The organism is Nonomuraea sp. B19D2 (genome assembly GCF_040137845.1).
GTDB lineage: Bacteria > Actinomycetota > Actinomycetes > Streptosporangiales > Streptosporangiaceae > Nonomuraea.
In genome coordinates this window covers 1-21,292 of the sequence record NZ_JBEFAK010000088.1, presented here as the reverse complement: position 1 = coordinate 21,292, position 21,292 = coordinate 1, and the positions used below count along the sequence as shown (strand labels likewise).

Here is a 21,292-nt window from a genome sequence, read left to right as displayed (position 1 = left end):
GGGGTGGGGGAGTTCGAGGTCGGCCACGATGGGGAAGTGGTCGGAGGCCTCGGTGCCGATGACGGCCACCGAGGTCGTTTTGATGTCGCGAGAGGTCATGACGTAGTCGATGCGCTGGTACGGCCTGGCGCTGGACCGGCTGCGCGCGCTCGGTCGGCGTAAGGAGTCCTACGTCGGACCGTGGTTGCCCGAGCCGTTGCTGACCGCGCCTGATGTGGCCGAGGACGTGGAGTTGGCCGACAGCGTCTCGATGGCGATGCTGCTGGTCCTGGAGACGCTTCAGCCGATTGAGCGGGCGGTGTTCGTGCTGCGCGAGGTGTTCGATCTGGATTACGACGAGATCGCTGAGGCCGTCGACAAGAGCCCGGCCGCGGTCCGCCAGATCGCCTACCGGGCACGGGCACACGTCGCCGCGCGCCGGCCACGCGGCACCGGCTCCCCGGCCGAGCACCGAGCCGCCCTCCAGGCTTTCCAACGCGCGGTCGAAACCGGCGAGCTGCAGAGCCTGCTCGACATCCTCGCGCCGGACGTCGTCGCCCTGAGCGACGGCGGCGGTGTCAAGCATGCCCTGCTGCGGCCCATCGTGGGGGCTGACAACGTTGCGCGCCTGCTGGCCGTCGGCTGGTGGAAGCGCGACGCAGAAAGGTCGGTCGAGCTGGTACAGATCAATGGCGGCCCGGGGCTGCTCGTCCGAGTCAACGGTGAGATCGACGGCGTTGTGGCGGTGCGAGTGGAGAACGGCTACGTCACCGGCGCCTACCACGTGCGCAATCCCGAGAAGCTGTCGCGTATTGAACAGCAGACCGCCATGAGCCGCTGAGTGGGCGCTTGATCGCGTGAAGCCATGTGACAGGGTCGCAGCCAATAGGAAGACCATTGAGTGTCGGTCTCGCGCCGGAACATCCCGTCTCATCCCGGAGGCCTGACGGCGGCCGTGAAAAGCGGTTCTGCTCCACTGCCGTGAACTGATCAATCAGAGGCAGTTGTGGATCTTCAGTCCGCGTGGAGGATCTGTAGGCGCAGCAGATCGAAGGATGCGCCCATAGCCAGTCCCGCAGTCACCGCGGCCAGATAGTGGCAGATGCCGTTGACCAGGCTCTTCAGGGGCGGAAGGTCGGTGGCTTCGGCTTGTTTCAGCCAGGCAGGCAGGCGTTGTCCGTCCAGGTCGGCCATCATCTGCGCGAACGACTCCACGCAGCGGCGACAGCGTCGAGTTCCGGACACCGGGTCAGCAGCTTCTTTAGCCGGAGGGTGGCGTTCTCACCCAGGTGGCCGGGGTGGCGGGTCATCAGGCGGTGGCTCGGCGCACGGTGCGCCCGCTGCCGGTGTAGCCGCGTTCGCGGATCTTCGACCAGTCGCGCGGCGTCGGTGCAGCCCTGATTCCATCGTTCGTGCAGGTAGGGCAGGAAAGGATCGACGCGCGAGCCGCGTCGCCCGGCCCGGGCGGTCGCCAGGTCCTCCGGGGTGGCGGCGTGGGCATAGCGGCCGCTTGGTGGCCCGCGCCTTCCCACTCGGCAGGAGTGCCGCCCAGGACAGGCGCCTGCGGCGGAGTCGGCGTCGGCCCTCTACTTGCTCGATAAATGTCCTACGCTTGCGCGCCTCGGCCGTGCCGCGGAAACGCTGGACCAGCAGGTCGATCACCACCCGACGTCCGGTCAGCGCCACATCCGCCAGCCTGCGACGGTAGCTCCCATGCCGCCGCGCCGACTGCATGCCGCATGCAGGGCACCTCGCCTCGGGCGTGGTGGTCCTGACCGAGATCGTCACAGCGGACGCCTCCGCCCTGATCGCCTTCACAACCACCGCTCCACGATGATCGAGGACCCAGCGGATCGTTCGGGGGCACCCAGTCGGTTGAGAGCGCCGAAGCACCAGCCCAGGCGGGCACCCGGCGCAGGCAGGGCATCGTCTGCGCTGCGTCTGTGCACCCGACTCGCTCGGCGACAGCTGCGGCGATCCGCTCACCGGCCTCCCGAGAAGGCCAGATCGTGTCTCCTCCGGCGGGGTCAATGCCCATCTGACGCATCGAGCAACTGCCGCTCTGGATGATCGCCTTGTCGAACACCCCGTTGCTGCGGGAGAGGTCAGCTGCGCGCAGGTGCTGAAAGCACCGGCGGACTCGCCGAACAGAGTGACGTTGCGCGGGTCACCGCCGAAGGCCGCAGCGTTGTGCCGTACCCAGCACAACGCGGCCTGCTGGTCGAGCAGGCCGAACGCGCCCGAGCCGGCCAGCCCGGGGTGGGCGAGGAAGCCGGAGACGCGCAGCCGGTAGTTCACGCTCACGACGACCGCGCCCGCGCGGGCCAGCCGCCGGGCGTCGTAGTCGCCGCCGGACGCCCGAGCGTCCTGGTGATCGACGAAGTTGGCTACGAGATCCTCGAACGCGGCGAGGCCAACCTGGTTTTCCAGGTGATTCGAAGCGCTACGAGAAGGGCTCGATCATCCTGACCTCGAACAAGAGCTTCACAAGGCGCACATGAGATCGTGCTCGGGCGTACGGCCACGGGGCCCCTCGTGGGTGCTCCCGCGCGGGGTCCCCTCCTGGTCGATCAGGGTCGTACGTAGCGCCGGAACATGGTTCCCGAGGCGAAGGAACGGTGCTCGACCAGGCGCAGCCGCAGTTTTTCTCCCACGGGCAGGTACGGCTTGCCGCCCCCGACGATCACGGGGAACGCGTACACCCAGAACTCGTCGATCAGGTCCAGCAGGGAGGCGGCCAGCTCGGGGCCGCCGAGCTGGAGGGTGCCGTCGAGCTCCTGCTTGAGGCGCGTCACCGCGGACACGGCGTCCTTGCGACGGACGATCGTGACCCCTTCGGGGACGGTCTGGAGGGTGTCGGAGAAGACGTACCGCGGCGTCTCCTTGTAGAACTGGGCGAACTCCCGCTCGACGGCCGGGGCGCCTTCCTTGCCGAGGTCCTGCGTCCAGGGCTTTTCCATCGCCTCATACAGCCGCCGCCCGAACAGGAACGCCGCGGTCCGGCGAACGTGGTCGTTCGCCGCCTGGCGAAAGTCATCGGCCGGGTCCAGGAAGTCCATGCCGCCGTCGGGATCCTCGATGTAGCCGTCGATCGAGGTGTTCATCCAGTAGATGACCTTGCCCATGCAACTCCTCCTTGGTCGTAGCGGTCGTCCAGAGTGGAGACTCGATGGAGCGCCGGAACTCATCGTAGGCAGGGGCGATGTAGACGTCGGTGTGTTTGGTTGCTACCGCGATCATCTCGGTGGCTCGGAGGGGCGTAGCGGGCCGGTGTGCCCGACCTGGTGCAGAAGGGATGCCGAGTTCGACGCAATCGGCGTACAGGGGTGGTAGCGGCGGTCGTCGGGCGGCAGCTCCCACAACCAGGGCACGATGCGCAGCGCCTTGAACCCCAGTTCCGTGACCGCGCGCCGGAGCTCGCGAATGGCGGCCATGGGCTTGCGCAGGTCGGCGGAAGCCTTGTCCATGGCGGCGAGCGTGGCCGAGACCGGCGGCTGCTCGGCCGGGATCGACGTACCGCTCCAGCGGCTGTCGTGCTGCCGGAAGCGCTGGGTCGGGTGTCGCGCCCAGGTGTCGATGATCGGCACGGCTACTGCTCGTTCCCGTCGATGTGGTCCGCTGTCCAGGCCGGCGAGTCCGCTTGGGCGGCGGGCCTCCGCACGGCGACGGTGCTGCTCGTGTCCGGCTGATCGGCGCGGGTGGGTGGGTCGGCCGTGACGAGACGGTAGCCGAGGTCGAGGGTGTCGGCGTCGAGGAGACTCCGGTGGCGTTCATGCCAGCGACTGGTGGCGAGGTCGATCTCGAGGCGTCGCATCGCGCGCTCGACAAGGTGCTGGTCGAGGTTCGCCAGGGCGGAGATGGCGGCGCGAACCCGGGGGTCGAGGTAGCAGTGCGGGCGTCGCCAGTACGCGCCCAGGAATCCGTCGGCGCAGTCTGCGGCCACCGGCACGGGGACGACGGTCACCCGTGCACCATCGCGCCGGAACCAGGTCTGGACAATGTCGAGAGAGGCGAGTCCGGCGTCGGCTTCGGCGATCTCCGGAAGGTACTCCTCGACCAGCCAGAATCGTGCGGTGACGGCGGGATCCCAGGTGAGGACGATCTGCCGGCCGGACACCCGGCGCAGCTCGGCTGGCTTCCAGTACGTGCGTCTCGTACTCGGTCTGGACGATCATCAGCCCGACGCCGTTCAGGCAGATCGAACCCAGCATGCTTGCAGCGGCCTTGGGCGCTCTGACCGCGATCCGCGTCTGGTTGACGGCCACCACTGTGCCGACTTCCTGGATATGCCCGGTGAACATCCGACACCACCTCTCGACAACGGGAGGACAGTCCTCACCGTACGGAGAACCAGGGGCCGTGAGCAGGGCCCGAGAGGTGGCGGGGTGTCACCGCGTGGCCCGGAATCACACCGAGTCGTCCCGCCGTGATCAGCGGGACCGGCGGGCTGTCACCGCCGCACCTTGGAATCGCACCAATTCCCCTATATCACTCACCCGCCGTCAAGATCAATGTTTTGCCGAGCCCGATCGGCGTTCCCCGCCACGAACCACCTGCCGTCTCTTGACGGCGCCGGGCGTACAGGGCGTGAAAGAGATCAGTCATGCGCACCCTGCAAGGATTGCGTGTGGAGGCGCTTATTGCTGGGTCAGCGCGAGCTTTGACGCCGAACGCCGCCACGACGTTCGCCCGCCCGCCGCGCGACGGGCCGGCCGCCAGCGTGTCCAGGCGTCGCCCCACCCGACGTCCCTGGCCGCCCGTAGAGGTCGCCCCGCCGCTTGGAGGCGATCATGTCGCGGAGCTCGTTCTGGTCGGTGCACAGGCGCGGGGACACCATGTCCTTGCGTTTCTGCGGGTGACGCAGCACCCGGGCGGCGGCCCAGGTCGATGATGCCCGGGTCGTGCTCGATCGCCGTGACCTGGCGCAGGTACGGCCAGGTCTCGCCCGCCACCCCAGATCGCCGCCCCGGTGCCGCCCCCCGCGCCGAGGTGGGCGACCGGCTGGAAACCCGGCGCCAGCGCCGCCGCCTGGCGGATGGCGGTCGCGGCGGCGGCGTAGGTGGCGGGCATGCGGTACGTGCCGTACGTGGCGATGTCGGCCTGGGTTCTGATGTGCGCGCCCCCGGGGATGAGTCGGTGCGGTAACGCTCGGTGAGCTGCGCGATGCAACCGCCAGCGGCAGCGTCGTACACTCATGATGAGACAACATACTCTCATAGCGAGCCGCACGATATTCATGTACAGTCGCCGCTAAGTGTTAGACAACTAGCACTTATCCGCGGGCGGCGATGTCCGCACACGACTGTGAGGGGAGGACGGGAGGCGGGGCCCGTACGGGCGCCGTCCCCGGACCAGCGATGCGAGTGATCTGGTTGACCGAGTTCGGGGCTCCGTCGGTGCTGGTCCCCGGTGAGGCTCCTGATCCGGAGCCCGGCGACGGTCAGGTTCTGGTGGACGTCGAAGCGGCGAGTGTGCTGTTCGTGGAGACCCAGGTGCGGGCCGGGCGTTCGCCGATGCCGTTGCCGCTGCCCACCCCGCCCTACGTGCCCGGCAACGGCGTCGGCGGGGTGATCAGCGCGGTTGGCCCGCACGTCGACCCGGCGCTGCTGGGTCAGCGGGTGCTCGCCTCGGCCGGTGGTACGGGCGGCTACGCGGAGAAGGCGGTGGTCGCCGCCGACCAGGTGATCCCGATCCCGGCGGAGATGTCCGTCCCCGACGCGGTGGCGTTGCTCGACGACGGCCGGACGGCGGTCGGCATTTTCCGGCTGGTCGCCCCGAAGCCGGACGAGTGGGTGCTGGTCGAGGCTGCGGCCGGCGGCTTGGGCAGCCTTCTGGTGCAACTCGGTGTGAACGCCGGCGCCAAGGTGATCGGCGCCGTCGGCAGCGATGCCAAGCTGGCGGCCGTGCGTGCGGCGGGCGCGGAGGCGGTGAACTACGCGCAGCCGGGCTGGACCAAGCAGGTTCGCGGCCTGACCGGTGGCGCAGCCGTCGACGTGGTGTTCGACTGTGTGGGCGGCGAGATCGGGACGGCGGCGACGTCTCTGGTCGAGCCCGGCGGGCGGTTCGTGGTGTACGGCGCGGCCAGCGGCGAATACACCGACACCTCGGCGGTTGCGGCGGGTGTCACCGTGATCGGCCCGCAGCAGATGATGGGCGAACTCGGTCCGCTCATGCGCGAACTGGGGGCCGCCGCGCTTGCGGAGGCCGCGGCCGGGCGGCTGCGGCCGGTGATCGGGCAGACGTTCCCGCTGGAGCGGGCGGCCGACGCCCACGCCGCCATCGAGGCCAGGACCACGGTAGGCAAAACGCTTCTCCTGCCGTGAAGCGTTTGGTCGTCTTCGGTTATCGGCGGACTTAGGAATGTCTCACGGGATCAAGGGGTGGATCGATGATGACGGAAGCGCCGGAATTGCCGCTGGAGATGCGGCGCAACGGGTTCGACCCGGTCGAGGAGCTGGGTCGGGTACGGGATGGCCAGGGCGTGCTGTGGCAGCAGACGCCGTTCGGGGTGCCGGCCTATCTGATCTTGCGGTATGAGGATGTCCGGGAGGTGTTCGCGGATGGGACGCGGTTCAGTAGCGCCCTCGCCACATTTCCCGACGCGCGCGACATGAGCGAAGAGGAGCAGGCGAAGCTGCGGGCGGGGAATCTGATCGGGTTCGATCCGCCGGAGCACACGCGGTTGCGGCGGATGCTGACGCCGGAGTTCACGGTGCGGCGGATGCGCCGGCTGGAGCCGCGGATCACCGAGATCGTCGAGTCGGCGCTGGATGATCTGGAGCGGGCGGGCAAGCCGGCCGATCTGGTGTCGCATTTCGCGCTGCCGGTGCCGTCGATGGTGATCTGCGAGCTGCTGGGTGTGCCCTATGCCGACCGGGAGGAGTTCCAGGGGCGTGCCGCGCGCCTGCTGGATCTGTCGGCACCGGTCGAGGTGCGCAACGCGGCGCGGCGCGAGGAGCGGGCGTACATGGCCGGCCTGGTCGCCCGGGCACAGGCGGACCCGGGTGAGGACATGCTGGGGATGCTGGTGCGCGAGCACGGCGATGACCTGTCCACCGACGAGCTGATCGGCATCGCGAGCCTCCTGCTGCTGGCCGGGCACGAGACCACCTCGAACATGCTCGGCCTGGGCACCCTGGCCCTGCTGCGACACCCGGACCAGCTGGCGATGATCCGCGACGACCCGGCGCGGGTCGAGCCGGCCGTCGAGGAGCTGTTGCGCTGGCTGTCCATCGTGCCGTCGCTGGTGCGCACGACCACGACCGACGTGGAGATCGCCGGGCACACCATCCCCGCCGGCTCGATCGTGGCCCCCTCGCCGCTGGCCGCCAACCGCGACCGCGCCCTCATCGACGATCCCGACACGCTCGACATCACCCGGGGTGCTGCCGGCCATGTCGCCTTCGGCCACGGGGTGCACCACTGCCTGGGGGCGCCCTTGGCGCGGATGGAGATGCGGATCGCGTTCCCGGCGCTGTTCAGGCGTTTCCCGGCGCTCGCGCTGGCCGAGCCGGACTCCGGCCCGGATTTTCGGGTCTTCAGCGGCGTCTATGGTGTGCGCTCATTGAGCGTGACCTGGTGAGGAGACGATGACGGGGCGGGGGCGGGGGTTGCGGGCCGTCTTCGACCGCATCCTCGCCACCGAGGTCGAACCGATTATCGCGATGACCACGGCCACGGTCCCTCTCGGCGAACCGGCGGGGGCGGGCACAAACGCTACCTCGCTCTCCTCGCCGAAGGATTGCGCCCCTCTTCGGTGACCCTGCCCCCGCTCCCTTGAAGATCGCTCTAGCGGGGCTTGCGTGCGCCGTCGAGGAAGATGGTCACGGCGGCCTCGGTGGCTTCCTCGGGTGTCGTGGCCTCGTCGATGGTGAGCCGGAGGGCACGCTCCAAGATCGCGGAGAACAGCGCGAACAGGGTGTCTTCGCGCAGGTCAGCACGGAGAACCTGGTCACGGACACCGCGGGTGAGGACCTCGCGGACGGGCTTGGCCGTGCGTTCGATGTCGGCCGGGTCGCAGTACTGGTCGGCATGCCTGATCACGGCCGCGTACTTGGCGCCGTTGCGCAGGAAGACCGCGATGATCCGGGTGATCGCCCGGTCGGCCGGCAGCTCGTCGAGGTTCGCGGCGGCGAAGCCCGCCACGAGTTCGGCGATCCCGACCTCGGCAACGCCGCTCAGCAGCGACTCCCTTGTCGGGAAATGTCGGTACAGCGTCGCGCGCCCCACGCCGGCCTCTTCCGCGATCTCCGCCAGCGCCGCATCCGGCCGTCGGCCCAGCACTCGGGCGGCGGCGTCCAGGATCGCCGACCGGGTGCGCTGCATCCCAGCATCCGATTTCACCACTTGACCATACTAAGGCTTCATTAAGAGACATCCATGTCTCATTATGAACGTAAGCTGATCTCGTGACTATGCGACAGCTCGGGCGGACCGGCATCCCGGTTTCGCCCATAGGTCTGGGTGGCTCGCAGTTCTCAGGCGAAGGCAGAAGCACGTTTTTCCCGGCACTGCTGCAGGACCAGGTCGACGCCATCGTCAAGGCCGCCTTGGTGGGCGGTATCTCCTGGTTCGACACGGCTGAGGGGTACGGGGCCGGCCGGCCGGAACGCAGCCTCGCAGCCGGGCTTCGCAACGCCGGGGTGTCACCGGAGGACGTCACCGTCTCCACCAAGTGGACGCCACTCGGCCGGACCGCGCGCTCCCTTGAGCGCACCATCGGCGACCGGATCGCCAACCTGGCGCACCGGCGCGGATCGCTGTGCCGACGCAGCAACGAGGCCTTGCCGTCGATCCCATACCGCGACAACTCCGCCAGCCGGCGCGGCGGTACCCCCGACACATCCAGCTCGCCCATCCCCAGCGCGGCGATCTCAGCGGCCCGCTCCAGCGCCCGCACCATCTGCGGGCCTGACACCCGCACCGGCCCGTGCCGCAACCGGTCCAACTCCGACACCCGCGCGCCCGGCGGCACCTGAAGCAGCGAGTCCAGCACCGCCCGCTGCCCCACGCTGAGCAGCCCATACAGGCTGTCCCACAACCTCTGGTTTGCCGCCTCCCGCATCGACCCCACCAGCCGTTCCAGCGTCGTCGCCCCCGGCAGCAGCACCCGCCGCTCCGGTAGCCACCCAGCCGCCGCGTCGAACAACGCCTTGGGGCCGTCCCCGGTCGTCCACGCCCGCGCATCCACCCACTCCCGCAGGTCCTCCACGACCTCGGCGAAGTCCCGCCACCCCTTGGCCTTCTGGATCTGCCCGGCATGCGTGCGGGCCGTGCCGTCACGCTCCCCGTACAGCTTCAAGCACGACGCATCGGCGATGTCCAACTGCTCCGCCAGGTACTCGGCCACCTCCACTGGCACCTGCTGAGGGTCGGCCATGAACCGGCCCAAGAACCGCACGCTGGTCAACTGGACCGCGAACCTCAACCGGTTGTGATCCCGACGCTTGTCCTGTCGGCGGTCGTGGCGCGAGCCCGATGCCCCGGACCGCGACATTCGCCTGTGGGGTGCGGAGACTCAGCCGCCGAGGTTGACGTGGGGAGGTCCTGCTAGGGGTCGCTTTCGCCGGCGGTGTCTCGCTCCATCAAGGTGATCCCCATGACGATGCCACGGAACGGGTCGCCGGCCGCGGCGATCCGGGCGGCCTCGACCTCGCCGGCCAGGCACAGCGCCGTCAGCCGGATCGTGGTGACCTTGCCGGCCGTGAGCGGTGCCTGCCCGGTGAACACCGGGATCGCGATCTCTTCCAGGCGGCTTGCGGCTTGCCGCGCCCACGAGCTCGGTGCCGTGTAGTCGAGCGTCCGGAGCCCGTCGCGGACGTTATCGGCCAGGTCGCCGGTGGCCGCCGCGTTGCCGCGGGCCAGCCTGACGCACGCCGCGTCGTGCAGGACGCCGGCGACCCGGCGGCGCCACGCGCGTTCCGGCTCCTGGCTGAACATGTAGTGGCGGGTCAGGTAGTACAGGCCCCGTTTGAAGACACGGTCAAGAGCGCGGTCCAGCAGCAGCGATCCGACCTTGCCGCTACCCAGGTCCTTGGGCAGGCCACGGAGGGCATCGTGGACGGCGTCCCGCCGATCCTGCCACCGCTCCGCCAGCTCACCGGCTCGCTGCTTGTCGATGGTGATGTCGGGGTCGGTGGCCAGCTGGTAGTCCGAGTACGCGGCGCCTTCCCTGCTGATGGCCGCACTCAGCCAATCGGTCCCGGTGATCGCGGCGGTGAGGTCGTGGTCGACATCGTGGTCGGGGACCAGCGCGCGAGCCAGTTCCCGTGTGGTCGCTCGCGCCCTCTTGAGCTCCTCCCGGCAGTCACAAGCCATGTCTTTGGCCACCCAGAGAGAATGGTCGTTGCGGTGGTGGCGGATGCTCCAGACCGCGCGGACCAGCAATATCCGCGCGAGTAGCGGCGCCACCTGGTCGACGTCGGCGGCGATGTGACGGGCGAGCGTCCTGCGGTCGATTCTGCTCGGTCGATCCATGATGGGCTCCCGTCCGCTGGGCGGAACTTACCCTCGTGGAAGTCTAACCACGAAGAGCATCACGTACCGTTTTCAGATGGTTGGGCAAGATCGATGAGTTCTTGCGGCGGTGCCGGTTTTCGACGACGCTGCGCGGCAGCAGATCGGCCAGGGCCGCCCGGAGCACCCTCCTGCTCGCGGCCGTCGTAGTACTGCAGCTCCCAGGGCAGGCTGTAGGCGTACTGCAGCAGCCGGTGGTCGCAGTACGGCACGCGCACCTCGACGCCGACGGCCTTGAACAGGCGCTCGGTGTGCCCGTTCTGGTTCTCCATGAAGTTCGTGACGTGCCCGGTCCCAGCTATGAGTGGCTGTCGGATGAGGAGATGAGCGCATCGGCCTGACCCCCACGCCGCACATGGTCAGCGGAGGGCTGCCGTTCGGGAGCCCTCCCGGAGCCGGCCTGTCAGGATGAGCATGGTGCTCAGCCTTTCCGGCCACATGGAGGGGAGGCCCTGGATGAAGCTGATCCTGCTGATCGCCTCGATTGTCCTGGCGGTTCTCGTCGTCGTCGCCGTCCGTGCGCTTGCACGCCAGATCGCCGCCATCGAGGCGGCCGTCTCCGTTTTCCATCCGCGCGAACTCACCCCCTACGAGCTGGCCTATCTGGAAGGTGACGCGTGGGACACCGCGTTCACCGCCATCGCGATACAGGTCGAAGCAGGAATGCTGCGCCTGTCCCGCGATGGCCGCATCCACCTGGTCCGTTCACACCGCGAGCCCCGCGACCCTCTCGACGAGCAAGTGCTGCAGCTCGTCGCCGGCCATCCCGCAGGCCTGGACGCGCATCTGTTACGCGACAAGGTGTGGCTCGGACCGTACATGGACATCCTCCGACGCCGCCTCGTCGACGACGGGCTGCTGCGTCCGCCCGGTTTCTTCCGCCTGGTCGACCGGTGGCTCACAACAGTGGCGGCGCTGGGCTGGACCGCGGCGGCGGTGGCGCTCGGGGTGTTGTGGGCCGCGCTGACCACGAGAGTGACACCGCTGTCGGTGCTCACCACGTGCGTCCTCGCGACGGTGATGCTGACCGCGCTGATCGCGTGGAATCGCTACGAGCGCAAGACGCGGCAGCGGTGCCGGACACCCGCCGGTGAGGAGATTCTTGAGGCGGCCAAGCGGGACAACCCCCGGGACACCGCCGAAGGACCCGTCGCGATGGCCCTGTACGGTTTGCGCCGCGACGAGCTGTACTACGCGCTTCTCGACCTCCGGCGGCCTTCCTCGCCCCGGGGCACAGGCGCCTCAGGCGGCGGTGGCGGCGGCGACGGCGGAGGGTGCGGTGGTGGTTGTGGCGGCCCCTGACCGCCTCAGCGACAGCGCTCGCCGAGGTTTGTTGCGGACGGCCCACCCGTGGAGTTCGTGGAAGGCCTGCCGCAGGTCTTCGCCCACCGGACCTGCGCCTGCCGATGATCACATCCGCCGTCGCCGGGCTGACCAGCTAGCCAGGCTGGCGACAGAGGCATGGCCGGATTCCGTTCGGTTTCACGGCGCGACATTGATCTACCTACTGTCACGGAACACAGTTGGGAGATCACCAAGGCGTGCGGGCTGAGGGACCTCGCCTCGGCCGAGGCCGAGTTGGCGGGCTGCGGGGGATCAGCACGCTGACCCGGCTGGTGGCGCGCGAACGGGAACGGGCCACGCGGGAGCTGCATGACACCTTGGTCGCGCTGCCAAGTGCGCAGCAGCCCCGGACCGCTGGATCGCTTGCCACCACCCGCACACCTCCGGGAACGTCACTTCAGCCGTGCCGCGGCCTCCAGTGGCTCGGACGAACGAAGGAAGCGCAGGTCCTCCATGACCAGGGCGACATCGGTGGCGCCGCCGCGGCGGAGGGCCGAGGCCAGTGCGTCCAGGTCGGACCAGCGGGACGGGCGGAGGTGGACGCGGTAGCCGTCTCCGGCGGGCTCCAGGGTGAGGGCTTCGCCGATGGCGAGCCTGCTCTCCGGGAGGTGGGCCGCGGTCGCTCCGGCGGCTCGTTCCAGGGCGGTGACCGAGGTGACCCCGGTGGCGATGGGCAGGGTCGTGTCCGGGCTGGTGACGTGTTCGTGCAGGTCAAGCAGGCGGGCGGCGGCGGTCGTACGGGCGGGGTGGTCCTTGGGCAGGCGGTCGGCCAGGAGCCGCACAGCGCGGGCGATGTGACCCAGCGGCGGTACGGACGGACGCTCGCCGAGCAGGGCGATCAGCGCCTCCAGGGTGTCCTCGGCCCCGGAGGCGAGGGTGACCCACTGCTCGGTGGTGAGCGGGATGAGCCTCGGGTGGCGTTCCGTCCAGTACGCGACCGCCCGGTCCAGGTCGGGGCCCGTACGCCAGAGGTCGGCGGGGTCGTCGCGCATGAGCAGCTCGACGACTTCGACGGCCTCGTCGGTGGTGGTGAGCGCCTCCAGGGAGAGCGCGGCGATGCGCAGTTCGGTCTCGGTCAGGTCGAGTTCGCGGGCGCGGGCGGCGTCGCCCTTGCGGAAGGCGGCGACGCGGCCCCGCGCCCAGCCGTCCGGCCAGGAGAGCGTGCGGGCCGAGGTGGACAGCAGGATCAGGCACTGGGCCGGTGACAGGCCGGTGGCCTCGGCGAACGCCCGTACGGTAGCCTCCCGGTCCACGGGCGGCGGGCCGTTCTCGGCGATGAGGTCGAGCGCCTGCCGGAGCCGGTCCGGGTCGCCCCAGCCGCGGCAGGTCCGCAGCTCGACGGCGCGGTTGCGGGTGAACAGGAGCGAGTTGGGACCGTCCGGGGTGTAGAGGAGCGCCGTGACCGCGTACCCGTGCCCCACCTGCTCGTAGTCGGCGACGGCGGCGGCCACGATGGGGCCGCGGCCCGAGCGGATCTGCCCGAGGTCGTACTCCGGGCGCAGCCGGGCGACGTGCCAGGTGCCGTCGGTACGGAGGAGTTCGGGGACGGCGGCCAGCTTCAGAAGTTGCGCGCGCCCGCCGCTGTCGCCCCACGCGGCCTCCAGGACGGCGGCGCCGAGGCGGCCCAGCGTGTTCTCGACCCCCTTGACGGCGGTGGCGTTGAATATCGCGATCTTCTTGTCGTACGGCACATCGACGGCGGCACGGGCGAAGTGGACGATCCTCGCGTACGCGGACTCAGGCCCCGGATCGTCCGGCTCGGGGAACTTCTCGGGCTGGACGGCGGGTGCCGCGGAGGCGGGCGCCGGGCGCAGGTGGGGCGGCGGGGTCAGCGCCAGGCGTTCCAGCAGGGCGAACGCGCGCTCGCGGCATTCGACGGCCGTCCACACCAGGAACGTGACGCCCATCCAGAGCGACTCGTCGGTGATCTCCGGCAGGAGCGGGCGGAGCCGTCCCGCCAGCTCGTCGCGGGCGGCGTCCTTCTCCGGGTACCCGCTCTCGGGGTCCAGCACCCGCATGAGGTCGGCGGCGAGCACGGCGTCCGCGACGTCGATCAGGGCCTGCGCCTTCTTCTCGTCGACGGCGCGCAGCGCCCTGGATCCTTCGGGGTCGCGCGGCCGCATCGCCGACCACCGGCCGGGAGGCGCGACCAGGCGGGCCCCGGACGCGTAGCGGTGGCGCTCGACCGTGCGGATGTTCTCGGCACCGTAGTGCTCGGGCACCCTGCCCCAGCCGCGGACGTAGCGGCCGATGGTCCGCCCGGCCGGGTCCCGCAGCTCGATGATCCGGCCCTGACCGCGCCACACGGTGGCCTCGGCGCCACCGGGGAAGGCGACCCGTTCGCCGTCGGCCGGTACGACGCGGCGGGCGGCGGGGTGCGCGCTGCCGTGCGGGCAGTGCGGGCCGCCGTGGTCCAGTACGGTCACCCGGCCGTGCACGGCGATCAGGCAGCGGTCGTAGAGGTCGCGCGCCTCGGTCCGTTCGTGGGACCGGCTGGAGACGTGCTCGTACGTGCCGAAGCCGTGGGACGGGCCGGCTCCATCCGGTGTGACGACGGAGGCGCGGAACTTGTGCTCCCAGAGCCGGCCGGACTCGATCAGGAGCAGGTCGGTGCCGCTCTCTTCCAGGTAGTCGGTGATGGTGTTGACGTGGCCGGGGACGAAGGCGGGCAACTCCAGTTCGTCGAGGACGCCGCCGCTCAGCGTGGTGGCGAGGGCGCGGGCCGGGTCCGTCCCGGTCGCGATCGTCCGGACGCTGTCCAGGAGGGGGCGGGGGACTCCGGCGATGGTGAACCGTTCGGCGTCGCACAGGGCGGCGTGCGCGTCCGGAAGCCCTTGATTCGGGACCCGCTCGGCATGCTCGGCCAGGATGGCGGCGACAATCCGCGCCGTTCCCGGTGTCGCGGTCAGGGCCCGTACGGTCTCGGGGGCGGTCTGCTTCGGGACGGCGGGCTCGGTGACGTTGAGCTGGTTGGTCACGTTGCCCACGATCGCGTCGCGTAGCAGCGGAGCCCAGTCCGGGTCGGCGGCAACGGCGGCCAGGTCGGTGCCCGCTCCGGAGGCGAGCCGGTCGTACAGCTTGAACGTGTGCAGCAGCCGGGGCCGCGCGAGCGGGACGCCGCGGTCCAGGAGGAGATCGAGGAGCGGGAGGTCGGCGGCGGTCTCCTCCCAGCGGTTGACCTCGTCCTCGTCCACTCCCAGGACCGCCTCATGGTCGTCGCAGGTGAGGCCCTCCGTACGCAGCCGCGTACCGGCGTCGTGCAGGAGGTCGCCGAGACCGGCGACGGGGAGTGCGAGCCCCGCGTACCGCTTCAGGAAGCGGCCGAGCCAGTCCTTCGCCGCCGCCCCCGCCAGCCCGGGGGACGTGGTGAACGGGGCGGTCAGGCCCGCGCCCGCGAGGTTGCCGAGGAGGAGCGACACTGCCGCGCTCTTCGCCTTGGGGATGTCCTTGGCGGGCAGCGGCAGGATGCCGAGGAGCGCGCGGCCGATGCCCGCGTCCGCCCGTGCCATCGGGCCGAGCAACGGAAGGACGAACGTCCAGAGGGCCTGCGGTGCCGACTCCATGCAGCCGCTCTCCAGCAAGGCCCGTACGGCGCGTTCGTCCTCGGGCCCGCCGAGCGCGTGCCCGGCGGCCTTCGCCAGCGCCGCCCAGCCGTCGGCCAGGGCCAGCGCGCCGTCCGCGCCGTCCGGGACTTCCTCGCACCACTCGGTGAGCAGGCTTCGGTGCCAGCGGTACGCGCCGGGGGCGGGGTGGCGGGCGGCGAGCCGCTTGCCGTGCTTCTTGAGCGTGGCCGTTCCGGCGGCGTCCGGTCCCGCGGCGAGGTGCGCCGCGACGAGCGCGGCCTCGTCGACCGGCAGCGCGTGCGCGTCCTCGGCGGCGCGGGCCTTCTCGAAGAAGGCGGCGGCGAAGCGGTCGCTGCCCGCGGCGGCCAGGATCCGCGCGCACTCCTCGTAGAACGGCGGCAGCAGCTCGGGCGCGTGCGTCTCCAGGTCGTCGCCGGTACGGGTGAGCGCGGTGCGCGCGAGGCCGGGCTTGCGGGCGGCCAGGCCGCGGGCGGCCCGCAGGTCGTTGTGCGCGGCCAGGATGCGGGCGCGGTGCGCCGGGTACCGGTGCAGGGCGGACGCGAGGAAGCCGAGCGGGCCCGCGTGCACGGTGCCGACGCCGGTCTCCGCCACCGGGTCCAGGTCGTACAGCGACTTCTCGGCCTTGTCGCCGTCGACGGCCGCGCGCCGGACGAGTTCGACGACCGGCTCGTCCAGGACGGAGTGCTCGTAGCGGACGGCGACGCACGTGTCCTCGTCGGAGCCGGCGGGCGTGCCCGGCAGCACCGCCCCGGCGCGCAGCAGCACGTCGCGCGTCGGGCCGGTGATGCCGGAGGGCGCCACGGTGCCGGGCTCGCCTTGGTGGGCGTCGCAGTAGTGGGAGTACGCCTCGCCTGCCTCCACCACCGGCTCCGTCTCGTCCACGGTGCGGTCCGCGTACAGAGCCATGAGAATGCGTACGCCCTCGGACCAGGCGATGTCGCCGATCTCCCGGCCGCCCGCGGCGAAGCTCAGCCACGCCATGTAGGCCGGGCTCATCGGCCCGCTCCAGTCCAGGTCGATCTCGATGCCGAGCGGCTCGGGCGCGTGCACGGTGAACCGCGCCCTGTCCCTCTTGATGCGCCCGCCCAGCTCGTGCACGCGGCGCTCGAACGCGGCGCCGCTCTCGTACCGGGCGTCCAGGTATCCGAAGGTGTCGACCACGCCGAACGTACGGTCCATGCTCGCGGGACGCGTCCACACCTCGCGGCGTACCTGCTCAACAACCTGCGTGAGGTTCCGTCCCCGCCAGATGGGCAGCTCGTCGCCGAGCAGCAGCGGGTGCGGGATCGCGAATGCGTCCGCGCCCGTCCACGCGCCCTCGCGCAGGAGCGCGCAGCGGCCGAGGTCGGGCGCGCCGTCGACGATCGGGGCGATGACCAGGTCGGTGAGCGTCTCGCGCCACACCGGGTCGTCCCACACGGCCGCGAACACCGCGGCCGGGACGGGCAGCGACCGCACCATCCAGGACTCGACCCGGTCGTGCACCGCCCGCGCGTGCTCACCGAGCCGGTCGCAGAGGGCGGCGAGCCGTACCGCGGTCGGATCCTTCCTGACGTTGGCGGGCACCTTGGCCAGCACGTGGCCCGCGGCCGTCCGGCAGGCGAGCACCGGCCGCCGCGTCCCCTCGACGGTGAGCTCGTGGCCCGTCGCGATCCCGATCCATCCCATGGCACGCCATTCTTGATCATCCATAGGACATTCGCCGGGGAAAGGGATGATTTGCCCGCAGTGACGAGGGCAGCCGGTAGGGCGTATCGATCTTGTCTTTGTCATCGCGGGCGCCGGCGCGCTGCTCGCGGCGACCCTCCCGGCGTTCGGCCGGAGTACGCTCCAACGAGTACGCCGACTGGAGCGCGCACCTGCTGCCCTGGGAGGAGTGCCAGCCACGGCTGGCGGCGTTCTGCGAGAAGGTCGGGCTGCCCGATACACCTGCCGGTTTCGTCGCCCACCTCAAGGACGCCCATCTGAGCGCGGCCGCGCATCTGGACGCCGGCTACCTCGACAACGCCGACCTGGTCATCGACGAGGGTGGTGTACTCGCTGGCGGTGTTCACCGGCGGCATCAACATCGGCCCGTACGAGGCCGCCAAGCACATCGCCGGCGTCACCGCCCGCGAGCTGTCCATGGTCCGCAACCGGCACATCACCCTGAAGAAGCTGAACGCCGCGATCGCGGATGTGATCAACGCCTTCGTCGAGCTGGACGTGGTCAAGGCCTGGGGCGACGGCAGCACGGTGGCCGTCGACGGCACCCAGGTGGACACCTACATCGACAATTTCCTGCCACCGACGAGCTACGTCATCGGCCGGATCCGTTCGATCCCCTGCTGAAGGAGGTCGACTTCGCCGACGTCGAGCTGGCCGCTTGATTGCCCAGCCGTTGTGCCGTCGGCCCCGACCCGGGCAGGGCAGCCGGGCCCAAGCCGTGCCCGGCTTGCGGAGGGCCGGGGCTTAAGCGGCAACCGAACGGCCAGTCACGTTAAGGAGCCTGGCAGGCTCGTCTTATCGTGACTCACCGGCGGTGCACGGGGCAATGACGGCCACCGCCTCGACCTCGACCAGTTGGTGGGTGTACCCGAGCACGGTCACGCCGAGCAAGGTGCTGGGCACGTCGTGGGCTCCCATGTACTCGCGGTAGACCTGCCAGGCGGTGTCGAGCTCGTCCTGCCGGGAGGAGGCGACGTAAACGGTGGTCTTGGCGATGTCGGTCAGGGAGGCGCCCGCTCCGCGCAGCGCGGTGGCGAGGTTGCGCATCACCTGGTGCGTCTGCCCCGCGTAGTCGCCAACCGCGACCGTCTTGCCGTCGACGTCGAGCGGGCAGGCTCCTGCCACCCAGACGCAGCGCAACGGAGCGTCCGCGACCGAGGCGTAGGCGTACTCGACCGTCTGGGCAAGCTCGATGTCGCGGATCAGTCTGACATTTGCAGTCATCGATTCTCCTGTGGTCATGGGTCAATGGGGCCAGTTCGGAGAACGACCGAGGACGGCCACGATCCGATCGAGGGCCGCTCCGCCGGACCAGGCGATCGCCGGCGCGAAGGCCGCGCCTGGCGCGCGGCGGGCTTCGCCTTGAGGAACGGCCTGCGCCACGATCAACGCGGCGTGGAGCACGTCCGATTCGAATTCCACGGTGAGGCCCAGCGTCTTGGCAACGTCCCAGGAGTGCACGACGTAATCGAGCAGGTGAAAGCCGATCGCCCGCCGCGCGCTGAACGGCCTGGCGCTCACCTCCGGCAGCGGGAACATCCGGTTCATGACGCCGTCGTCGGCGAAGGCGGCCAGGACGCGATGGGCAGAGCTGCGGTAGGCGCCCACCAGGTCGTGGCCGAGTGGCCGGGCCGTCCAGCTCGCCGGATCGTCGTCTCCGGTGGACGCAGCGGCGAACCCGTGGTGTTGGGCGGTCATGTGGGCCAGCAGGCCGTCCAGGCTCCAGTCGGCGCATGGCGTCGGCCGGCTCATGTCGGCGGTGGTGGCCCGCGCGACCACCTCAACGCTGGTGAGCACTGCCTGAGCGTCGAGCGCCACAAGATCGGCCTCGGGCAGGAGCTGGCTGGTGTCGCGCACGGTCGGGGTCACCTCACACCCCTCCATTTAATATGCATGTGCTTATGATTGTGTTCTGCTTATTATCTGTCAACCTGTATCTTGCAAGGCATGGCGGACCGCCCCGACCTTGCCGCAATGCTCCACATCCTGGTCCAATCTCTCGTCGCCGCCGAGCTGCCGGTGCTGGCGAGACACGGAATCTCGATGTGGGGATATGCCGCGCTCGGCGCACTGCGCGACAATCCGGTACGCACGCAGGCCGCGCTCGCCGAGGCGATCGGCGCCGACAAGACCCGCATCATCGGCACGCTCGACAAGCTCCAGGAAGCCGGATTGATCACCCGCGACCCCGACCCCGCCGACCGCCGAGCGCGCCTGCTGTCGCTCACCGAGACGGGCCGCGCCCTGTATCGAGCCGTCCAGGACGAGATCCAGGCCAACGAGAACCGGCTGCTCGCCATGCTCCCCGAAGAGGACCGGAGCACATTCCTGCGTGCCGCTCAGGCGCTGGCGGCACTTCCCCGTGAAGAGATCATCGGCGGCCCGGATCCGGCGACGGCCGTGCGCGCACAACCGTCGCGCGACGCGTAGCAGTCGCCGCCCAGCCATCCGCAGCCCACCTTGACCTTGGGGCCGCTACACGATCGCTTCCTCAGCCCGGCCAGGCGTCTCCGAGCGCCGCAAGCGGCGGCACTCCTTGAGGGCGCGTCTTCTGCGGACTTGGTGGAGGAGGACGGCATCTGAGGTCTGAAGCTTGCACTGATGTCGGGACAGTCATCGTCGCCCCGGAGTGTCGCGGTCGGGGGAGCCGACCGCGTGCAGAGCGTCCGGCGTGCCGGCAAGACCGTGACTCCGGAGGTCGTCTGGATCTGGGCGTGCCCGCTTCCGCCTGTGCGTGCGGCGCGACGACAATGCCCAGGGCCGTCCAACCGGGACGGGGAACTGCTGCCCGCACGCCTGGCGGGGGAGCGCATTGGTGTGGTTGCGGAGTAGGGGGTTGCTATCTGCCGATGTGTGGTGCGCGGGCGGCGGCGGAGCCGTCCCGGATCACCTCGCCGGTGAGGTTGCCGTTGACTCCCGAGCCCAGGAAGACGATGAGGTTGGCCACGTCGTCGGAGGTAGAGCCTGTGGGTAGGCCCGCCGCTCGGGTGACATCAACGGTTGCGGGCGTTGGGCAGGGAGTCTCGCGTTCCTTGTCGGTCAGCTCCATCCCACGTCGGCAGAAACGTGCCAGTCGTGGGCGAGCTGCTGGCTGGCCCTGGCCAGGGCCAGCACGCGCGGGTCGTCGAGTGGGATCTGCGGCAGTGGCACGGCGTGTGCGGACGCGCTGCGGCCGGATGCGCGCTCTGCCACCGGTACAGCTTGCCGGACGCGCACGCCGGAGTGGAATCCGGACGGCGCGTCACCTCACCACAGCACAAGGGTCGCTGATGCGGCGCTAGCCGAGATTCAGAACCTCATCGTCCGCGTGCGTACCGAACTCGGCGACGCGCACCTCCGCGATGTGCTCGTACCGGCTGATCCGGTCGGTCCACTCCGCGTCGACGCCGAACGCCACCTGCGCGAAGCCCACCCGCCTGACGGCCTCGGCCAGGCCCGGATCGCCAGGGGCCAGCAGCCGCACCGGCGCGTCAAGCGCCACGGTGTGCGGCGGCACGAAGTACTCGTCCGGCAAAACGGTGCGCGCATGGACGAGCGCGCCGACAGCGACAACCGCGCCGGCCCCCAACCGTGCGCACTGCAGGACCGTCGCCGCGGTCGCCACATAAGCGCACCTGCCGACCTCGCAGCCCAGCAGCGTGGCATGCGGCCCCACGAAGACGTGGTCGTCGACAAGCACCGGCTGATCGCCGGCGACCGCAGACCCGCGCAACACTGCGTTCTCGCAGATCACCGCCGCCTCCCCGACCTCGATCCGAGACCCCTCGGCATCGAGCACCGCACCGTACATCACCCGCGCCCTCGGCCCCACGCGGACATCACCGACGAGCGTGGCCGTCGGGGCAACGTAGGCGGTGGGATGGACCTGCGGTTCATGCCCGCGGTGCCGGATGCGGATTCCCTGCGCTTCAGCGATCACGAGCGGATTCTCGCCCGACCGACCGCGAGCATGCTGGCGGATTTCAGACGTCGCGTTCGCTGAGACATGTGCCATCCGCGATCTGAGGCTACAGGGCGAATGTTGGCTGATACGGCACTAGGAGTGTCCTGAAGATCTTGGTGGCCTTTTCAGACTGGAATCGGGGATTCACACTCGGGTCATGACGGGCCGTTGGAGGGTTCCGGCCGGGCCTGAGGTGTGGGTCGTGTGCCGAGAGCTGATC

Annotated in this window: 22 protein-coding genes and 2 pseudogenes; 8 read left to right on the top strand and 16 right to left on the bottom strand. The window is 70.2% G+C overall.

The features are described 5' to 3' along the window. Positions 1 to 109: 109 nt before the first annotated feature. Positions 110 to 820: a sigma factor-like helix-turn-helix DNA-binding protein gene (locus tag ABN273_RS57335; RefSeq protein ID WP_349458207.1), complete on the top strand. Its 711-nt coding sequence runs from the start codon at positions 110 to 112 to the stop codon at positions 818 to 820. Positions 821 to 993: 173 nt separating this feature from the next. Here ABN273_RS57335 and ABN273_RS57330 read toward each other — a convergent pair whose 3' ends face one another. After that, positions 994 to 1,194, bottom strand: coding sequence for a hypothetical protein (locus tag ABN273_RS57330; RefSeq protein WP_349458206.1), 201 nt, complete (start codon positions 1,192 to 1,194; stop codon positions 994 to 996). A 66-nt stretch (positions 1,195 to 1,260) separates the two neighbouring features. Beyond that, entirely contained in the window at positions 1,261 to 2,277 is a 1,017-nt protein-coding gene (locus tag ABN273_RS57325) for a carboxylesterase family protein (protein WP_349458210.1), read from the bottom strand. Between ABN273_RS57325 and ABN273_RS57320 the strand changes: the two genes are divergently transcribed. Next, positions 2,170 to 2,448, top strand: coding sequence for an ATP-binding protein (locus ABN273_RS57320; RefSeq protein ID WP_349458211.1), 279 nt, complete (start codon positions 2,170 to 2,172; stop codon positions 2,446 to 2,448). The genes ABN273_RS57325 and ABN273_RS57320 overlap by 108 nt on opposite strands. A gap of 101 nt (positions 2,449 to 2,549) precedes the next feature. Here ABN273_RS57320 and ABN273_RS57315 read toward each other — a convergent pair whose 3' ends face one another. The 5 genes from ABN273_RS57315 to ABN273_RS57300 all read right to left on the bottom strand — a co-directional run bounded on the left by ABN273_RS57315 (position 2,550) and on the right by ABN273_RS57300 (position 5,049). Then, the gene (locus tag ABN273_RS57315; RefSeq protein ID WP_349458205.1) at positions 2,550 to 3,104 is read right to left on the bottom strand and encodes a dihydrofolate reductase family protein; all 555 of its coding nucleotides are present in this window, start codon (positions 3,102 to 3,104) and stop codon (positions 2,550 to 2,552) included. Positions 3,105 to 3,215: 111 nt separating this feature from the next. Then, positions 3,216 to 3,566, bottom strand: a complete 351-nt coding sequence (locus ABN273_RS57310) for a hypothetical protein (protein ID WP_349458204.1) — start codon at positions 3,564 to 3,566, stop codon at positions 3,216 to 3,218. 2 nt (positions 3,567 to 3,568) lie between these two features. Further along, entirely contained in the window at positions 3,569 to 4,096 is a 528-nt protein-coding gene (locus ABN273_RS57305; RefSeq protein WP_349458203.1) for a hypothetical protein, read from the bottom strand. A gap of 531 nt (positions 4,097 to 4,627) precedes the next feature. After that, entirely contained in the window at positions 4,628 to 4,846 is a 219-nt protein-coding gene (locus tag ABN273_RS60170) for a hypothetical protein (protein WP_502911349.1), read from the bottom strand. Then, entirely contained in the window at positions 4,768 to 5,049 is a 282-nt protein-coding gene (locus ABN273_RS57300; RefSeq protein WP_349458209.1) for a hypothetical protein, read from the bottom strand. The genes ABN273_RS60170 and ABN273_RS57300 overlap by 79 nt, the downstream gene beginning before the upstream one ends. Positions 5,050 to 5,336: 287 nt before the next feature. Here ABN273_RS57300 and ABN273_RS57295 point away from each other — a divergent pair, with 287 nt between their 5' ends. Further along, complete coding sequence (locus tag ABN273_RS57295) at positions 5,337 to 6,302, top strand: zinc-binding dehydrogenase (protein ID WP_349458202.1); 966 nt, start codon at positions 5,337 to 5,339, stop codon at positions 6,300 to 6,302. A 65-nt stretch (positions 6,303 to 6,367) separates the two neighbouring features. Continuing rightward, the gene (locus ABN273_RS57290; RefSeq protein WP_349458201.1) at positions 6,368 to 7,561 is read left to right on the top strand and encodes a cytochrome P450; all 1,194 of its coding nucleotides are present in this window, start codon (positions 6,368 to 6,370) and stop codon (positions 7,559 to 7,561) included. A gap of 206 nt (positions 7,562 to 7,767) precedes the next feature. On the opposite strand, the gene ABN273_RS57285 is transcribed toward ABN273_RS57290, so the two are convergent. Continuing rightward, a complete protein-coding gene (locus tag ABN273_RS57285; protein WP_349458200.1) occupies positions 7,768 to 8,322 on the bottom strand; it encodes a TetR/AcrR family transcriptional regulator in 555 nt (184 codons plus the stop codon). Between the two features lie 71 nt (positions 8,323 to 8,393). On the opposite strand from ABN273_RS57285, the gene ABN273_RS57280 reads away from it, so the two are divergent. Continuing rightward, positions 8,394 to 8,957: an aldo/keto reductase gene (locus ABN273_RS57280; protein ID WP_349458208.1), complete on the top strand. Its 564-nt coding sequence runs from the start codon at positions 8,394 to 8,396 to the stop codon at positions 8,955 to 8,957. Positions 8,958 to 9,055: 98 nt separating this feature from the next. Here ABN273_RS57280 and ABN273_RS60165 read toward each other — a convergent pair. The 3 genes and pseudogenes from ABN273_RS60165 to ABN273_RS57270 all read right to left on the bottom strand — a co-directional run. Next, positions 9,056 to 9,475 (bottom strand): annotated as a pseudogene (locus ABN273_RS60165) (DUF4158 domain-containing protein); the annotation flags it as partial. Between the two features lie 53 nt (positions 9,476 to 9,528). After that, positions 9,529 to 10,455: a hypothetical protein gene (locus ABN273_RS57275; protein ID WP_349458199.1), complete on the bottom strand. Its 927-nt coding sequence runs from the start codon at positions 10,453 to 10,455 to the stop codon at positions 9,529 to 9,531. Positions 10,456 to 10,514: 59 nt separating this feature from the next. Next, positions 10,515 to 10,766, bottom strand: a complete 252-nt coding sequence (locus ABN273_RS57270; protein WP_349458198.1) for an asparagine synthase-related protein — start codon at positions 10,764 to 10,766, stop codon at positions 10,515 to 10,517. Between the two features lie 184 nt (positions 10,767 to 10,950). On the opposite strand from ABN273_RS57270, the gene ABN273_RS57265 reads away from it, so the two are divergent. After that, positions 10,951 to 11,796, top strand: coding sequence for a TIGR04222 domain-containing membrane protein (locus tag ABN273_RS57265; protein WP_349458197.1), 846 nt, complete (start codon positions 10,951 to 10,953; stop codon positions 11,794 to 11,796). Positions 11,797 to 12,230: 434 nt separating this feature from the next. Here ABN273_RS57265 and ABN273_RS57260 read toward each other — a convergent pair whose 3' ends face one another. After that, complete coding sequence (locus ABN273_RS57260; RefSeq protein ID WP_349458196.1) at positions 12,231 to 17,090, bottom strand: DUF4132 domain-containing protein; 4,860 nt, start codon at positions 17,088 to 17,090, stop codon at positions 12,231 to 12,233. Between the two features lie 149 nt (positions 17,091 to 17,239). Here ABN273_RS57260 and ABN273_RS60160 point away from each other — a divergent pair. Next, positions 17,240 to 17,744, top strand: a pseudogene (locus tag ABN273_RS60160) (Tn3 family transposase); the annotation flags it as partial. A gap of 180 nt (positions 17,745 to 17,924) precedes the next feature. Here ABN273_RS60160 and ABN273_RS57250 read toward each other — a convergent pair. Further along, a complete protein-coding gene (locus ABN273_RS57250) occupies positions 17,925 to 18,353 on the bottom strand; it encodes a RidA family protein (protein ID WP_349458194.1) in 429 nt (142 codons plus the stop codon). A 21-nt stretch (positions 18,354 to 18,374) separates the two neighbouring features. After that, the gene (locus tag ABN273_RS57245; protein ID WP_349458192.1) at positions 18,375 to 18,998 is read right to left on the bottom strand and encodes a TIGR03086 family metal-binding protein; all 624 of its coding nucleotides are present in this window, start codon (positions 18,996 to 18,998) and stop codon (positions 18,375 to 18,377) included. A 78-nt stretch (positions 18,999 to 19,076) separates the two neighbouring features. Between ABN273_RS57245 and ABN273_RS57240 the strand changes: the two genes are divergently transcribed. After that, positions 19,077 to 19,559: a MarR family winged helix-turn-helix transcriptional regulator gene (locus tag ABN273_RS57240; protein ID WP_349458191.1), complete on the top strand. Its 483-nt coding sequence runs from the start codon at positions 19,077 to 19,079 to the stop codon at positions 19,557 to 19,559. Between the two features lie 609 nt (positions 19,560 to 20,168). On the opposite strand, the gene ABN273_RS57235 is transcribed toward ABN273_RS57240, so the two are convergent. Further along, on the bottom strand, positions 20,169 to 20,321 hold the full coding sequence (locus ABN273_RS57235; protein WP_349458190.1) for a hypothetical protein: 153 nt from the start codon (positions 20,319 to 20,321) through the stop codon (positions 20,169 to 20,171). Positions 20,322 to 20,406: 85 nt separating this feature from the next. Next, a complete protein-coding gene (locus ABN273_RS57230) occupies positions 20,407 to 21,048 on the bottom strand; it encodes a gamma carbonic anhydrase family protein (protein WP_349458189.1) in 642 nt (213 codons plus the stop codon). Positions 21,049 to 21,292: the final 244 nt, after the last annotated feature.

Coding starts and splice junctions, on each gene's coding strand:
- ABN273_RS57275 (WP_349458199.1), bottom strand. CDS start 10,455: ATGGATCGACCGAGCAGAATCGACCGCAGGACGCTCGCCCGTCACATC.
- ABN273_RS57295 (WP_349458202.1), top strand. CDS start 5,337: ATGCGAGTGATCTGGTTGACCGAGTTCGGGGCTCCGTCGGTGCTGGTC.
- ABN273_RS57270 (WP_349458198.1), bottom strand. CDS start 10,766: ATGGAGAACCAGAACGGGCACACCGAGCGCCTGTTCAAGGCCGTCGGC.
- ABN273_RS57290 (WP_349458201.1), top strand. CDS start 6,368: ATGATGACGGAAGCGCCGGAATTGCCGCTGGAGATGCGGCGCAACGGG.
- ABN273_RS57335 (WP_349458207.1), top strand. CDS start 110: ATGCGCTGGTACGGCCTGGCGCTGGACCGGCTGCGCGCGCTCGGTCGG.
- ABN273_RS57260 (WP_349458196.1), bottom strand. CDS start 17,090: ATGGGATGGATCGGGATCGCGACGGGCCACGAGCTCACCGTCGAGGGG.
- ABN273_RS57250 (WP_349458194.1), bottom strand. CDS start 18,353: ATGACTGCAAATGTCAGACTGATCCGCGACATCGAGCTTGCCCAGACG.
- ABN273_RS57265 (WP_349458197.1), top strand. CDS start 10,951: ATGAAGCTGATCCTGCTGATCGCCTCGATTGTCCTGGCGGTTCTCGTC.
- ABN273_RS57280 (WP_349458208.1), top strand. CDS start 8,394: ATGCGACAGCTCGGGCGGACCGGCATCCCGGTTTCGCCCATAGGTCTG.
- ABN273_RS57240 (WP_349458191.1), top strand. CDS start 19,077: ATGGCGGACCGCCCCGACCTTGCCGCAATGCTCCACATCCTGGTCCAA.
- ABN273_RS57300 (WP_349458209.1), bottom strand. CDS start 5,049: ATGCCCGCCACCTACGCCGCCGCCGCGACCGCCATCCGCCAGGCGGCG.
- ABN273_RS57315 (WP_349458205.1), bottom strand. CDS start 3,104: ATGGGCAAGGTCATCTACTGGATGAACACCTCGATCGACGGCTACATC.